Annotated in this window: 13 protein-coding genes; 4 read left to right on the top strand and 9 right to left on the bottom strand. The window is 53.5% G+C overall.

Going from position 1 to position 14,232, the window contains the following annotated elements; genetic code table 11:
* The first annotated feature begins 90 nt into the window (after positions 1–90).
* Entirely contained in the window at positions 91–858 is a 768-nt protein-coding gene (locus HV311_RS21090) for a DedA family protein (protein ID WP_016151676.1), read from the top strand.
* A gap of 49 nt (positions 859–907) precedes the next feature.
* On the opposite strand, the gene thiQ is transcribed toward HV311_RS21090, so the two are convergent.
* The 4 genes from thiQ to sgrR form a co-directional block, all read right to left on the bottom strand.
* Positions 908–1,609: a thiamine ABC transporter ATP-binding protein ThiQ gene (gene thiQ, locus HV311_RS21085; protein ID WP_016151677.1), complete on the bottom strand. Its 702-nt coding sequence runs from the start codon at positions 1,607–1,609 to the stop codon at positions 908–910.
* Positions 1,593–3,203: a thiamine/thiamine pyrophosphate ABC transporter permease ThiP gene (gene thiP, locus HV311_RS21080; RefSeq protein WP_065554747.1), complete on the bottom strand. Its 1,611-nt coding sequence runs from the start codon at positions 3,201–3,203 to the stop codon at positions 1,593–1,595. The genes thiQ and thiP overlap by 17 nt, the downstream gene beginning before the upstream one ends.
* The gene (gene thiB, locus HV311_RS21075) at positions 3,179–4,162 is read right to left on the bottom strand and encodes a thiamine ABC transporter substrate binding subunit (protein WP_016151679.1); all 984 of its coding nucleotides are present in this window, start codon (positions 4,160–4,162) and stop codon (positions 3,179–3,181) included. The genes thiP and thiB overlap by 25 nt, the downstream gene beginning before the upstream one ends.
* A 375-nt stretch (positions 4,163–4,537) precedes the next feature.
* A complete protein-coding gene (gene sgrR / locus HV311_RS21070) occupies positions 4,538–6,193 on the bottom strand; it encodes an HTH-type transcriptional regulator SgrR (RefSeq protein WP_016155682.1) in 1,656 nt (551 codons plus the stop codon).
* 99 nt (positions 6,194–6,292) lie between these two features.
* Between sgrR and sgrT the strand changes: the two genes are divergently transcribed.
* Positions 6,293–6,415 (top strand): glucose uptake inhibitor SgrT, encoded by a 123-nt coding sequence (gene sgrT / locus HV311_RS21065; protein ID WP_016151681.1) that lies wholly within the window; start codon positions 6,293–6,295, stop codon positions 6,413–6,415.
* A gap of 115 nt (positions 6,416–6,530) precedes the next feature.
* On the top strand, positions 6,531–7,709 hold the full coding sequence (locus tag HV311_RS21060) for a sugar efflux transporter (RefSeq protein ID WP_065554749.1): 1,179 nt from the start codon (positions 6,531–6,533) through the stop codon (positions 7,707–7,709).
* A gap of 45 nt (positions 7,710–7,754) precedes the next feature.
* On the opposite strand, the gene leuD is transcribed toward HV311_RS21060, so the two are convergent.
* The 5 genes from leuD to leuL all read right to left on the bottom strand — a co-directional run bounded on the left by leuD (position 7,755) and on the right by leuL (position 12,613).
* Positions 7,755–8,360, bottom strand: coding sequence for a 3-isopropylmalate dehydratase small subunit (leuD, locus tag HV311_RS21055; protein ID WP_016151683.1), 606 nt, complete (start codon positions 8,358–8,360; stop codon positions 7,755–7,757).
* Between the two features lie 10 nt (positions 8,361–8,370).
* Positions 8,371–9,771 carry a 3-isopropylmalate dehydratase large subunit gene (gene leuC, locus HV311_RS21050; RefSeq protein ID WP_047498383.1) on the bottom strand — a complete coding sequence of 467 codons (1,401 nt, stop codon included), beginning with the start codon at positions 9,769–9,771 and terminating at the stop codon, positions 8,371–8,373.
* A 2-nt stretch (positions 9,772–9,773) separates the two neighbouring features.
* On the bottom strand, positions 9,774–10,865 hold the full coding sequence (gene leuB / locus HV311_RS21045; RefSeq protein WP_016155686.1) for a 3-isopropylmalate dehydrogenase: 1,092 nt from the start codon (positions 10,863–10,865) through the stop codon (positions 9,774–9,776).
* On the bottom strand, positions 10,865–12,436 hold the full coding sequence (gene leuA, locus HV311_RS21040) for a 2-isopropylmalate synthase (protein ID WP_016151686.1): 1,572 nt from the start codon (positions 12,434–12,436) through the stop codon (positions 10,865–10,867). Before leuA ends, leuB begins: the two co-directional genes overlap by 1 nt.
* Positions 12,437–12,526: 90 nt before the next feature.
* Positions 12,527–12,613, bottom strand: coding sequence for a leu operon leader peptide (gene leuL, locus HV311_RS28325; RefSeq protein WP_049269161.1), 87 nt, complete (start codon positions 12,611–12,613; stop codon positions 12,527–12,529).
* Between the two features lie 655 nt (positions 12,614–13,268).
* Here leuL and leuO point away from each other — a divergent pair.
* Positions 13,269–14,216, top strand: coding sequence for a transcriptional regulator LeuO (gene leuO, locus HV311_RS21030; protein ID WP_016151687.1), 948 nt, complete (start codon positions 13,269–13,271; stop codon positions 14,214–14,216).
* The last annotated feature ends 16 nt before the right edge of the window (positions 14,217–14,232 follow it).

The raw sequence follows: 14,232 nt of genomic DNA, 5'->3' as shown, positions 1-14,232 counted from the left end.
ATAACTCGCAATCTATTCAGACAATTGATGGCTTGACGAAGTTGAGACGGGTTATCAAAATCCCTGCTTCGTAAATCTGACGGACACATTATGCAAGCATTGCTGGAACACTTTATTCTTCAGTCCGCCCTGTACTCCCTGATCGCCGTACTGCTGGTGGCCTTTCTGGAGTCACTGGCGCTGGTTGGTCTGATTCTGCCCGGTACCGTGATGATGGCGGGGCTGGGGGCGCTGATTGGCAGTGGCGAACTGAACTTCTGGCATGCCTGGCTTGCGGGCATCATTGGTTGCCTGTTGGGGGACTGGATCTCTTTCTGGTTGGGCTGGCGCTTTAAAAAGCCGCTGCATCGTTGGTCGTTCATGAAAAAGAACAAGGCGTTGCTGGATAAAACCGAGCACGCGCTGCATCAGCACAGCATGTTTACCATTCTGGTGGGGCGTTTTGTGGGACCGACGCGTCCGCTGGTGCCAATGGTGGCGGGCATGCTGGATCTGCCTGTCGCTAAATTTATCGTCCCGAATATTATTGGTTGCGTACTGTGGCCGCCGTTCTACTTCCTGCCGGGGATCCTGGCGGGGGCGGCAATTGATATTCCTTCTGAGATGCAGAGCGGGGATTTTAAATGGTTGCTGCTGGCGACGGCGCTGTTGCTATGGGTAGGGGGCTGGTTTTGCTGGCGACTGTGGCGTAGCGGCAAAGCGGCAGTCGATCGCTTAACCGCGTATTTCCCCCGCAGCCGTTTACTGTATCTGGCGCCGTTGACGCTTGGGATCGGTGTGGTTGCGCTGGTGGCGTTACTGCGCCATCCGCTGATGCCGGTGTATATTGATATTCTGCGTAAAGTCGTGGGTTTCTGACGATTCTTTTGCCGGATGGCGCTGACGCTTATCCGGCCTGGGAAATCAATCACTCGGCTTTGATGCCCAAGAGCGTCGAGGCGCTGGCCTGACCGCTTAATAACTCATCCGTTTTGCCCTGCCAGGCGATGCGCCCGTCGGCGACCACAATCGAACGGGACGCAATTCGCGCCGCATCTTCTACACTGTGGGACACCATCAGCAAGGTAAGCTGTTTATCGCGACAGACTTCAGCAACCAGCGTTAACATCTCCTGGCGCAGGGCGGGATCGAGCGCAGAGAACGGTTCATCAAGCAGCAAAATGGGTTGTTCCCGCACCAGGCAACGCGCCAGCGCTACGCGCTGTCGCTGACCGCCGGAAAGCTCACCGGGGAGGCGCTCCAGCAGTGAGTCGATCCCCATTTGCTGGGCGATGTGATGCATTTTCTCCCGCTGCGATGCATTCAGCTTCAATCCCGGGTTAAGGCCCAGGCCGATGTTTTGCTGCACGCTCAGGTGGCTGAACAGGTTATTTTCCTGAAACAGCATCGAAACGGGGCGACGTGAGGGAGGCGTGGCGGTGTGATCTTCACCTTCAATCAACATGGTACCGCTGGCAGGCGTGAGAAAGCCGGCGATCAGATTCAGCAGCGTACTTTTCCCGGCGCCGCTGGGCCCGAGGATCGCGACCTGCTCACCGCGTGCGATCGACAGCGTAAAGCGCATCGGCAAATGGTGATAAAGCCATGTGATATCAATCAGTTTTAACATTTCGACCCGGCAATTTCTCAATAACGGTAAACAGCGTAAAGCACAGGATCAGCAGCAATAACGCTGTAACTGCGCCATCCTGACTGCGATAAGAGCCAATCTGCTGATATAAATAAAACGGCAGGGTGCGGAAATCCTCATTACCAAATAGCGCGACCACGCCAAAATCGCCAATCGACAGTACGCAGGCAAAAGCCATCGCCTGCGCCAGCGGGCGCTTCAGGGCGCGCAGTTCAACCACTTTCAGACGCGACCATCCCTCAATTCCCAACGACTGGCACAACATACTGTAGCGGGTGGTGACGTCCCGCATTGGGTTTTCCAGCACCTTCAGCGCGTAAGGGATCGCCATCAGCGCATTGGTAAAAATGACAATCCCGTCGGCTGATTCGGGGAGTCCAATGGTGTTATTGAGCAGCAGAAAGAAGCCGGTTGCCAGCACGATGCCCGGCATGGCGAGGATCATCATGCCGCTAAGTTCCAGCATCTGACCAGCCAGCACCTGCTGTCGGGCACGCAGTTCACGACTGCTCCATAACAGCATCATGGTGAGAACTACGCACAACGCACCTGCCGCCAGCGCAATACGCAGCGAGGTTCCCAGTGCGTGCCACAGTACAGGTTGCTTAAGAACATCCAGCATATGGCGGTTAATACCATCGACAATTACCGCCAGCAGCGGCGGCAGCAGTAGCAGCAGGGCCAGAATAATCAGCAGTGCGTCTGCCAGGCGGCTGTGCAGACGATCGTCGGGATCGCGCCAGCCCTGAACCAACGTGGTACCGGGGGCGATGGCGCGGCTCAGACGTTGGCTGAAGAGCACCAGCGCTAAACAACAAACCATCTGGATCAACGCCAGCATGGCGGCGCGGGCGGGATCGTAATCGAAGTTCAGCGCCTGATAAATCGCCAGCTCGATGGTTGTGGCCTGCGGTCCACCGCCCAGCGACAAAACGGTGGCGAAGCTGGCGAAACAGAGCATAAAGATGAGTGCCGCGACGGGAAGGATTTGCCGACGCAGCCACGGCCATTCAACAAAGCGGAAGAAATGCCAGCCGCGCAGACCTAACTGAGCGGCTAACTGTCGCTGTTCGCCGGGAATATTCTCCAGCGACTGCAACAGCAGACGACTGGCCATCGGCAGATTGAAAAAGACGTGCGCCAGCAGAATGCCCTGCAGACCGTATGGCGAAAACGTCCATTCCAGCCCGAATGTATGCCAGATCGAGGCCAGCCAGCCCTGACGACCGTACACGCTAAGAATACCGAAGACCGCGACCAGCACTGGCAGGATTAACGTCATCGCGCACAGGCGCAGCAGCGCCAGTCGTCCTGGAAAACGGCGGCGATAGAGCGCTCTGGCAAGGAAAATCGCCGGGATGACCGACAGCACTGCGGATAAAAAAGCCTGCCAGAAAGAAAAGCGCACCACGTGCCACAGGTAGTCGTCTTGCCACAGTGAGAGCCACTCCCCCCGTGGGGCGTTAAACCACAGCGCCAGAAACGCGGCCAGGGCAACGGCCACCATCAGCGTGGCGGCGGTAAGCCCTGGAACCAGCCAGCCGGGAATTAACGGCTGACGGCGCGTTGCCATTCGCTAATCCATGCCTGGCGTTGAGCCGCAACCTGCTGCGGCGTAAATTCCAGCGCGGTGGCTGGCTTATTCAGTTGCTCGAATCCAGACGGCAGGGCGACCTGGGTTACCGGATACATCCAGTTACCGGTCGGAATCGCGTTCTGGAAGGCCGGAGACACCATAAACTTGAGGAATTTCTCGGCCAGTTCCGGCTGTTTGCTGGCCGCAGTACGGGCGGCGACTTCTACCTGCAAATAGTGGCCTTCGCTAAAGTTGGCTGCGGCGTAGTTGTCTTTTTTCTCGGCGATGATGTGATAGGCCGGAGAGGTGGTGTAGCTGAGTACCAGGTCGCTTTCGCCCTTCAGGAACAGGCCGTAGGCTTCACTCCAGCCCTTGGTGACCGTGACGGTTTTTGCCGAAAGCGCGCGCCAGGCCTCCGGCGCCTTATCGCCATAGACTTTCTGCATCCATAGCAGCAGGCCCAGCCCCGGCGTGCTGGTACGCGGGTCCTGATAAATGACGCGCCATTTTTGATCGCTCTCTACCAGTTCTTTCAGGCTTTTGGGCGGATTCTTCAGCTTGTTCTTATCATAAACGAAGGCGAAATAGCCGTAATCAAACGGAACGAAGGTATCGTTTTTCCAGCCGCCGGGCACGTTTACGGCTTCACTTGCTACACCGCTTTTGGCAAACAGTTTAGTTTGGGTGGCGGCTTCCAGAAGGTTGTTATCGAGGCCCAGTACGACGTCAGCTTTACTGTTTTTTCCTTCCATGCGCAGGCGGTTAAGCAGCGAGACACCATCTTCCAGCGCGACCAGTTTCAGTTCACAGTTGCAGTCAGCTTCAAAGGCTTTTTTTATTGTCGGGCCCGGGCCCCAGTCAGCTGCGAACGAGTCGTAGGTATATACGGTCAGTACAGGTTTGGCGAAAGCAGGCGCTGCGCACAGCAGTAAAAGCGGAAGACATTTTTTAAACACTTTGCACCTCATAAAGTTGGGTGGCAAAGGACTTGAGTTGCAGCCTCAAATCCCTTCGCCGGCATTATCCGGATCAGGTTCGACGGGTATCTCTCAGCCCATACACTTCATCATTCACGCTGCCTCTGTGTTGGCTGCGTTACTCGGCCCATCTCCGGGTCTCGCCCCTTCGGGGCCGCTGCAAGCAGCGTTCAAATCTGCTCCCGGCAGATTTGTCGCTCACCCCAGTCACATAGTTATCTATGCTCCTGGGGACTCACTCGCTTGCCGCCTTGATGCAGCGTGAATGATTTTGTGTATGTTTTTATTTAGCACCCCGTTGAGAACGGCGTTAGTGTAATGATTTTGTTGCTATGCGGCAATCAAGAGCCGGATCTAAGGATCCGGTGGTGCAAACCACGCCGATTTAAAATCAAACCAGCCGAGGGTGTTCATGCGTAATCCGCGCATACTGCGCTGTCCTTGAATGATGAGCCAGTGGTGGATCAGCGGCACAATGGCCTTTGTGGCGAGCAGCTGTTGGCACCATGCCGCCAGGCTCATTTCGCCCGTTCGCCAGCGGGCCGCATCGTTTTCCCAGTCCCGCGAGATACAGTTTTGCAGTAACGGGACTTCGCACAAATGGGCGAACAGCGAGAAATCCAGCGGTAGGGTAAAATTGGCGCTGTTGAGCCAGATATCGCTGACGATTTCACCCGCATGCCATTGATCGTAGTCGATCTCCTGAATATTTAACTGTACCTGATGCTCTGCCAGCAACGTCTTCATGATCTGCGCGATAATCCGATGTTCGATGTGATCGCGATAGTAGGTGATCGTCAGCGTTTCCAGTCCGGCGGGTTTTTCTCCATGGCCGGGTTTGGCATGGTGCCAGCGGGGGAGCAAACCGTAGGCGGGAAACCACAGTCGCTGGAACTGTTCGTCGGCGTGGCAGATGAGATGGGTTGGCGACAGAACGCGGCTAACCCAATCGCGAACCTCCTGATTAGCGCCACGGTGGGTGCGCGCATCAAACAGCAGGTAGTAGCATCCTTCCTCGAGGCGGCTTTCGATCGCCTTTTCATCCTCCGTGGGGCCTTTTAGCGTCAACCCACCGCCAGGCTCTTCGCCGATATCGGGTAACACCCAAACGTTAACTTCGTCGATCAGCGCCCGGTAGCCAAAGTAATCATCAAATGCATGAATTTTCAGTTGGTTATTGGTATTGCGCATCACCGCATAGGGACCAGTGCCAATTGGGTGGCTGGAGAAGTTGCTGAGCGTCTCCCATTCTCGCGGCAGGATCATGGCGGGGACTTGCCCCAATAGCCAGGGAAGCCAGCGGTCGGGTTGGGCGAGATGGATATCCAGCGTCCAGGCCGTGGGAGAAACGATCTGCGTGATGTGCGAGTACAGCGGCAGGGCGTTAATGCGCATCAGCGAGGTGATGACATCTTCCATTTCCAGTTCGCGGCCATGATGAAAATGAATCCCCGGACGCAGGAAGAATCGCCAGTGTAAAGGTGAAATCTGCTGCCAGTGATGGGCGATGTCCGCTTCCAGTTCCCCATTTTCCTCATTTACCCGAATTAAGGCGCTGAAGATTTGCCGGGCGATATGAGTTTCTGAACGGCGTAGCGCCGTACCGGGAAGCAGGTTGTGCATGGGACGATAATAGAGAACGCGCATGATGTGCCGCCCCTGGCGAAAGCTGCGTCCCAGGTGCGAAACTAGCATCTGTCGTACGGCCGTTTTGTCACCGACCAGCTGCACCAGTTGATCGATGCGATCCTGTTCCAGCAGGTCTTCTGCTCGCTGCTGCTGGAGTGCCAGCCCGGTATAGAGGAAAGTCAGGCGCGAGCGTTTACCTCGCCCAACTTCGGCTTCCCACGTTAACCAGCCGCGTTCTTGCATGGTATTGAGCAGGGTACGCATATGGCGGCGCGAACAACTCAGCAGCTCCGCCAGCTCGTTCAGCGTCGTGTCTTGCGTTTTGCCGTCACAGCATTGCCACAGACGGATGAACTGTTGTTGCAGACGACCAGAAGACATAAAAGGGGAACTCCTGCGAAAAACTCAGCAATTTTATTTTCCCTATATTAAGCCAATAATAGATTCCGATGAAGCGATGAGACAACGAAGGGGTCATCTATGCGTCAGTTCTGGTTGAAATACTTTACCGCGACAGAAAAATCGTCCTGGTTGGCTTGCCTGAGCGCACCGCAGCGCTTAAAGATGCTCGAAGAACTGATGCAGTGGGAGGTGACAGCCTGACTCCTGAATTGGGAATTGCAGACATCATGTGTGACTGAGTATTGGTGTTAATCGCCGCGCCAGCAGATAATCACTGCTGGCTTTTTTTGTTTCTGCTGCGCTAAAAGGAACTGTAATGCTCTGGATTATGACCATGGGACGGCGCCTCAACGGCGTTTACGCGGCATTTATGCTGGTCGCTTTTATGATGGGCGTAGCAGGTGCATTGCAGGCACCCACGCTGAGCTTGTTCCTGAGCCGTGAAGTCGGGGCGCAGCCGTTTTGGGTCGGGCTGTTTTATACCGTCAATGCGATTGTCGGGATCGTTGTCAGCCTTGGCCTCGCGAAACGATCCGACAGCCAGGGCGACAGGCGCAAGCTGATCATGTTCTGCTGTCTGATGGCAATCGGAAACGCGCTGCTGTTTGCGTTTAATCGCCACTATCTCACGCTTATCACCTGCGGTGTGCTGCTGGCCTCGCTGGCGAATACCGCCATGCCGCAGCTGTTTGCGCTGGCGCGGGAATACGCTGATAACTCCGCGCGTGAAGTGGTGATGTTTAGCTCGGTGATGCGTGCGCAGCTTTCGCTGGCCTGGGTAATTGGACCGCCGCTGGCCTTCATGCTGGCGCTGAATTACGGCTTTACGGCGATGTTTTCCATTGCCGCAGGGATTTTCGCCATTAGCCTGGTGCTGATTGCGCTGATACTGCCGTCAGTCACACGGGTGGAGCAACCTGTTGACGTACCGCTGGAACAGACCGGCGGTTGGCAGGACAAAAATGTGCGCATGTTGTTTATTGCCTCCACGCTGATGTGGACCTGCAATACCATGTACATCATCGATATGCCGCTGTGGATAAGCCTTGAGCTGGGGTTACCGGACAAGTTGGCCGGGATCCTGATGGGGACGGCGGCTGGGCTGGAAATTCCGGCGATGATCCTGGCGGGCTACTATGTGAAGCGCTTTGGCAAACGGCGAATGATGATCGCGGCCGTCGCGGCGGGCGTACTGTTTTATCTTGGTTTGATCTTCTTTCACAGCCGCACGGCGCTGCTGGTGCTGCAACTGTTTAATGCAGTATTTATCGGTATCATCGCCGGGATAGGAATGCTGTGGTTTCAGGATCTTATGCCCGGGCGTGCGGGGTCAGCGACCACATTATTTACCAACAGTATTTCAACGGGGGTCATTCTCGCGGGAGTGATTCAGGGGGCTGTTGCGCAAAGCTACGGTCACTTTGCCGTCTATTGGGTGATTGCGGCGATTTCTGTGATCACGCTGGTGATGACCGGGCGGGTAAAGGACGTTTGATTTTTGGAGTGCCGGATGCGCTGCGCTTATCCGGCACCACAAGGACTAGCGCATAAACGCTGGCTGCTTGTCTTCGTACTCGGTGATGGCTGCTTCATGCTGCAGCGTAAGCCCGATGCTGTCCAGACCGTTCAGCATGCAGTGGCGGCGGAAGTCGTCGATTTTAAAGCTGTAGGACTTATCGCCCGCTTTCACCACCTGCGCTTCCAGATCCACTTCAAATTTAATGCCCGGATTGGCTTTCACCAGGGCGAACATTTCATCTACCTGCGCGTCGCTCAAGGTCACCGGCAGCAGTTGGTTATTGAAGCTGTTGCCGTAGAAGATGTCAGCGAAGCTTGGCGCGATCACTACTTTAAAGCCGTAATCGGTCAGCGCCCATGGCGCATGTTCACGGGAAGAGCCGCAGCCAAAGTTTTCCCGCGCCAGCAGAATTGACGCGCCTTTATATTCCGGGAAGTTCAGTACGAACTCTGGGTTAGGCTGTTGCCCTTTTTCATCCAGAAAACGCCAGTCGTTAAACAGATGAGCGCCAAAACCGGTGCGCGTAACCTTCTGCAAAAACTGTTTGGGAATAATCGCGTCGGTATCCACGTTGGCGGCATCCAGTGGGACAACCAGGCCGGTATGTTGGGTAAATTTCTCTGCCATGGTAGTTTCCTTATTTGATGCTGCGAATGTCGGCAAAATGACCGGTAACGGCGGCAGCGGCGGCCATGGCCGGGCTGACTAAATGCGTGCGACCACCACGGCCCTGGCGGCCTTCAAAGTTACGGTTGCTGGTGGATGCACAGCGCTCGCCTGGGTTCAGGCGGTCATTGTTCATGGCCAGACACATGGAACAGCCCGGTAAACGCCATTCAAACCCGGCTTCGATGAAGATCTTGTCCAGACCTTCCGCTTCAGCCTGCGCTTTCACCGGACCAGAACCCGGCACAACCAGCGCCTGTACGCCAGGCGCAACTTTGCGCCCTTTGGCGATTTGGGCCGCAGCGCGTAAATCTTCAATACGCGAGTTGGTACAGGAACCGATAAACACTTTATCGATGGCCACTTCTGTTAACGGAATGCCCGGTTTCAGCCCCATATATGCCAGCGCTTTTTCAGCCGATGCGCGCTCAACGGGATCGGAAAATGACGCCGGGTCGGGAATATTATCGTTCACCGAGATGACCTGACCCGGGTTCGTACCCCAAGTGACCTGCGGTGCAATCTCTTCTGCCTGCAGGGTAACGACGGTATCAAACGTCGCGTTGTCGTCGGTTTTTAGCGTTTTCCAGTACGCAACCGCGTTGGTAAAATCCTCACCCTTCGGTGCGTGTAAACGACCCTGCACATAGTTAAAGGTGGTTTCATCCGGTGCGACCAGACCCGCTTTGGCGCCCATTTCAATGGCCATGTTGCACAGGGTCATACGGCCTTCCATGCTCAGCGCACGGATGGCTTCGCCACAAAATTCAACGACGTGCCCGGTACCGCCTGCACTACCGGTTTTACCGATAATCGCCAGCACGATATCTTTGGCGGTAATGCCAGGTGCTGCCGCGCCGTTAACTTCAATCTTCATAGTTTTGGCACGCCCCTGTTTCAGGGTCTGCGTCGCCAGAACGTGTTCAACTTCAGAGGTGCCAATACCAAAGGCCAACGCGCCAAACGCGCCGTGGGTGGCGGTGTGGGAGTCGCCGCAAACGATGGTCATACCCGGCAACGTTACGCCTTGCTCAGGCCCCATCACGTGAACGATCCCCTGATACGGGTGGTTCAGGTCGTACAGTTCGACGCCAAATTCATTGCAGTTTTTGATTAATTCCTGCATCTGAATGCGGGCCATTTCGCCGGAAGCGTTAATGTCTTTGGTCTGCGTGGAGACGTTATGGTCCATGGTGGCAAAGGTTTTACCCGGCTGGCGCACCTGACGGCCATGCGCACGCAGGCCATCAAACGCCTGCGGAGAGGTCACTTCATGCACCAGATGTCTGTCGATATACAACAGCGGGGTTTCGTTTTGCGCTTCGTAGACGACGTGCGCATCGAACAATTTTTCGTATAACGTTTTGGCCATGATTACACCCCTTCTGCGACGTAACGGGCAATAATGTCACCCATTTCATCGGTACCGACTGCGGCAGCGCCACGGGCTAAGTCACCGGTGCGAATGCCTTCTTCTAATGCGCGGTTGATGGCGCTCTCAATTGCGGTTGCCGCATCATTGGCGTCCAGGCTGTAGCGCAGCAGCAGCGCCAGCGAAAGGATTTGGGCGATAGGGTTAGCAATGTTTTTCCCGGCGATATCCGGAGCGGAGCCGCCAGCGGGCTCGTACAGACCAAAGCCCTGCTCATTCAGGCTGGCGGACGGTAACATCCCCATTGATCCGGTGATCATGGCGCATTCGTCAGACAGAATGTCGCCAAACAAGTTGGAGCACAGCAGCACGTCGAACTGGGATGGATCTTTGATCAACTGCATCGTCGCGTTGTCGATGTACATATGCGCCAGCTCAACATCCGGATATTCATTAGCAATTTCATTGACGATTTGGCGCCACAGAATAGACGTTTGCAGTACGTTGGCTTTATCAATCGACGTGACTTTGCGGCGACGCTGGCGAGCAGATTCAAACGCGATACGTGCGATACGCTCGATCTCGAAACGGTGATAAACCTCGGTATCAAAGGCTTTTTCATGTTGTCCGCTGCCTTCGCGGCCTTTTGGCTGACCGAAGTAGATACCGCCGGTCAGTTCGCGCACGCACAGGATGTCGAAACCGTTCGCGGCAATATCTGCGCGCAGAGGGCAAAATGCTTCCAGACCCTGGTACAGCTTAGCCGGGCGCAGGTTGCTGAATAATTTGAAGTGTTTACGCAACGGCAGCAGCGCGCCGCGTTCAGGCTGCTGATTGGGTGGCAGATTTTCCCATTTCGGGCCGCCAACGGAGCCAAACAGAATGGCGTCAGCTTGCTCACAGCCTTCAACCGTCGCTGGCGGCAGCGGCTGACCATGGTTATCGATAGCGGCCCCCCCCACGTCGTAGTGGCTGGTGGTAATGCGCATGTTAAAACGGTTGCGGATTGCGTCCAGTACCTTCAGGGCTTGCGCCATCACTTCCGGGCCAATACCGTCGCCCGGCAAAACAGCAATATGATAATTCTTCGACATCACACGGTTTCCTTGTTGTTCTCGTTGTTCTGAGCTTTGCGTTGCAATTCTTTTTCGACTTCTTCGGCGCGCCAAATGTTGTTCAGCACATGAACCATCGCTTTCGCGGACGATTCGACGATATCTGTTGCCAGACCGACGCCGTGGAAGCGGCGACCGTTATAATTAGCAACGATATCCACCTGGCCCAGCGCATCTTTACCGTGCCCTTTGGCGGTCAGGCTGTATTTCACCAGTTCGATGTTGTACTCGGTCACACGGTTGATGGCCTGATAAATGGCATCGACCGGACCGTTACCGTTCGCCGCTTCGGCTTTGACTTCTTCACCGCAGGCCAGCTTGACGGAGGCGGTGGCGATGTCATTTGAGCCGGACTGCACGCTGAAGTAATCCAGACGGAAATGCTCCGGCTCCTCCTGCTGTTTATTAATAAAGGCCAGCGCTTCCAGGTCGTAATCAAATACCTGACCCTTTTTATCCGCCAGCTTCAGGAATGCGTCGTACAGGTTGTCCAGGTTGTATTCGTTCTCTTTATATCCCATCTCGTCCATACGGTGTTTCACCGCGGCGCGTCCGGAACGGGAAGTCAGATTCAACTGCACCTGGTTCAGACCGATGGATTCAGGCGTCATGATTTCGTAGTTTTCACGATTTTTCAGTACGCCGTCCTGATGGATGCCAGAGGAGTGGGCAAAGGCGCCGCTACCGACAATGGCTTTGTTGGCCGGAATGGGCATGTTGCAGATTTGGCTGACTAACTGACTGGTACGCCAGATTTCCTGGTGATTAATGCGGGTCTGTACGTTCAGGATATCTTTGCGCACTTTGATCGCCATGATCACTTCTTCCAGTGAGCAGTTACCGGCGCGTTCGCCGATACCGTTCATCGCGCCTTCCACCTGGCGAGCACCGGCGTGGACGGCCGCCAACGCGTTGCCAACGCCCAGACCTAAATCATCATGGGTGTGCACGGAGATGATGGCTTTATCGATATTCGGTACGCGTTCATACAGACCAGAAATGATTGCTCCGAATTCGAAAGGCATGGTGTAGCCAACGGTATCGGGGATATTGATAGTTTTGGCTCCCGCATTAATCGCGGCTTCGACCACGCGGGCCAGATCGGCAATAGGGGTACGGCCAGCATCCTCGCATGAGAACTCCACGTCATCCGTATAATTACGCGCACGCTTCACCATGTAGACTGCTCGCTCGATCACTTCATCCAACGTGCTGCGCAATTTCGTCGCGATATGCATCGGCGAGGTGGCGATGAACGTATGAATGCGGAAAGCCTCAGCGACCTTCAGAGATTCTGCGGCAACGTCGATATCTTTTTCTACGCAGCGGGCTAAGGCGCAAACGCGGCTGTTCTTAACCTGACGAGCGATGGTTTGTACGGACTCAAAGTCACCCGGTGAAGAGACCGGAAAACCGACCTCCATCACGTCAACGCCCATACGCTCGAGGGCCAGCGCAATCTGCAGTTTTTCTTTCACACTCAGGCTCGCCTGTAACGCCTGTTCACCATCACGTAAGGTGGTATCGAAAATAATGACTTGCTGGCTCATGGTTTAGGTCCTTGGTCTTTAGGGCGCCTTGCTTCGAGCATAAAAAAACCCGCGCAACGGCGCGGGTTTTTTGTCTTAACTGGAGCTGACTTAATGCTGAATGTCGTCCACCAGTCTACCGCGCAATGAGAATGCGTTTAGTAGTAGTAGACCGATAAAACGAGCAATGTAAGTCATCAATCAAGCTCCAGGCGAATGCGATATGCTTTTAGTGGTACTGGATATGAAGACTGATGTCAACCCCATTCCCTGCAAATGCTCCCGTTAAGGGGGGGAAGTTTATGATAAACTTAAGCGAATTGTGCTGAATTTCTCAGGGTATATTAAATTAATCATCTGATCGTTGAACATGTTTTTCACGGTTTGACATATTTAAGCATATTTATTTGCATTTATGGTCACGAAGAACTGAAGATAACGCCTCGTTTGGGATTTCATATCTTTATGATTTATCAGAATTTATAGCTATTCTGAATGGATTGAATCAATGTGCCACCCTATAATTGATAAATTAATGTTAACTTTTAATGTGTTAATAATAGAAATGTTTAATTAAAACTTAAAAACGTATTCACTGTGCGCATGATTGTGTATTCGCCACGCTTATGGTTATATTGTTTTCGAAATTTAAACATATGAATCATCGCGCAGTGACATCTGCCACACTACGTTTGTAGTGTTTTTTTGTACATTTAGATTTGTGCCTTTATGTTTTCCTAATTTTAATGTTTTTCCTTTTTCTTATTTTATATGCATGGTAAATCATATTAACGGAGATTATTTCTGCACTCCGTCTGGGAAAAGGGAGTTTAGAGTGACAGTGGAGTTAAATATGCCAGAAGTAAAAATAATAGATAAATCTAATCTCATAGAGATGGGGAAGCCACAGCTTCGCATGGTTGATCTTAATTTATTAACTGTTTTTGATGCGGTGATGCAGGAACAAAATATTACGCGTGCTGCACATACGCTGGGGATGTCGCAACCCGCTGTCAGTAATGCGGTCGCACGCCTGAAAGTCATGTTTAACGATGAGCTTTTTGTTCGTTATGGCCGTGGAATCCAGCCGACAGCAAGAGCCTTCCAGCTGTTTGGCTCCGTTCGTCAGGCTTTACAATTAGTGCAGAATGAACTGCCTGGTTCCGGCTTTGAACCTACCAGCAGCGAGCGTGTATTCAATCTTTGCGTATGCAGTCCATTGGATAATATTCTTACTTCGTTGATTTATAATCGGGTTGAGCAAGTCGCACCGAACATCAATGTCGTTTTTAAATCCTCACTAAATCTAAATACCGAGCACCAATTACGTTATCAGGAAACTGAGTTTGTTATTAGCTATGAAGAATTCCGTCGTCCGGAATTTACCAGTGTTCCGTTATTCAATGACGAAATGGTGTTAGTGGCAAGTAAAAAACATCCGCGCATTAGTGGCCCATTGCTGGAAAGCAATCTCTATCATGAACAGCATGCCGTGGTTTCGCTTGATCGCTTCGCCTCATTCAGCCAGCCGTGGTATGACACACCGGATAAACAATCCTGCGTGGCTTATCAGGGAATGGCATTAATCAGCGTGCTTAATATTGTGTCGCAAACGCACCTGGTCTCTATTGCGCCGCGTTGGTTGGCGGAAGAGTTCGCCGATTCTTTAGAACTGCAGATATTGCCTTTACCTTTAAAATTGAATAGCCGCACATGTTATCTTTCCTGGCATGAGGCTGCGGGGCGCGATAAAGGACATCAATGGATGGAAGAACTGTTGGTCTCCGTCTGTAAGAAGTAGCCGCTGGCAGAATAAA

Source organism: Citrobacter sp. RHBSTW-00881 (assembly GCF_013728515.1).
GTDB classification, from domain to species: domain Bacteria; phylum Pseudomonadota; class Gammaproteobacteria; order Enterobacterales; family Enterobacteriaceae; genus Citrobacter; species Citrobacter braakii.
Note: the sequence above shows the minus strand (reverse complement) of the source record. Positions and strands in the feature narration are given on the sequence as shown.

Coding starts and splice junctions, on each gene's coding strand:
- HV311_RS21090 (WP_016151676.1), top strand. CDS start 91: ATGCAAGCATTGCTGGAACACTTTATTCTTCAGTCCGCCCTGTACTCC.
- thiQ (WP_016151677.1), bottom strand. CDS start 1,609: ATGTTAAAACTGATTGATATCACATGGCTTTATCACCATTTGCCGATG.
- thiP (WP_065554747.1), bottom strand. CDS start 3,203: ATGGCAACGCGCCGTCAGCCGTTAATTCCCGGCTGGCTGGTTCCAGGG.
- sgrR (WP_016155682.1), bottom strand. CDS start 6,193: ATGTCTTCTGGTCGTCTGCAACAACAGTTCATCCGTCTGTGGCAATGC.
- sgrT (WP_016151681.1), top strand. CDS start 6,293: ATGCGTCAGTTCTGGTTGAAATACTTTACCGCGACAGAAAAATCGTCC.
- HV311_RS21060 (WP_065554749.1), top strand. CDS start 6,531: ATGCTCTGGATTATGACCATGGGACGGCGCCTCAACGGCGTTTACGCG.
- leuD (WP_016151683.1), bottom strand. CDS start 8,360: ATGGCAGAGAAATTTACCCAACATACCGGCCTGGTTGTCCCACTGGAT.
- leuC (WP_047498383.1), bottom strand. CDS start 9,771: ATGGCCAAAACGTTATACGAAAAATTGTTCGATGCGCACGTCGTCTAC.
- leuB (WP_016155686.1), bottom strand. CDS start 10,865: ATGTCGAAGAATTATCATATTGCTGTTTTGCCGGGCGACGGTATTGGC.
- leuA (WP_016151686.1), bottom strand. CDS start 12,436: ATGAGCCAGCAAGTCATTATTTTCGATACCACCTTACGTGATGGTGAA.
- leuL (WP_049269161.1), bottom strand. CDS start 12,613: ATGACTTACATTGCTCGTTTTATCGGTCTACTACTACTAAACGCATTC.
- leuO (WP_016151687.1), top strand. CDS start 13,269: ATGCCAGAAGTAAAAATAATAGATAAATCTAATCTCATAGAGATGGGG.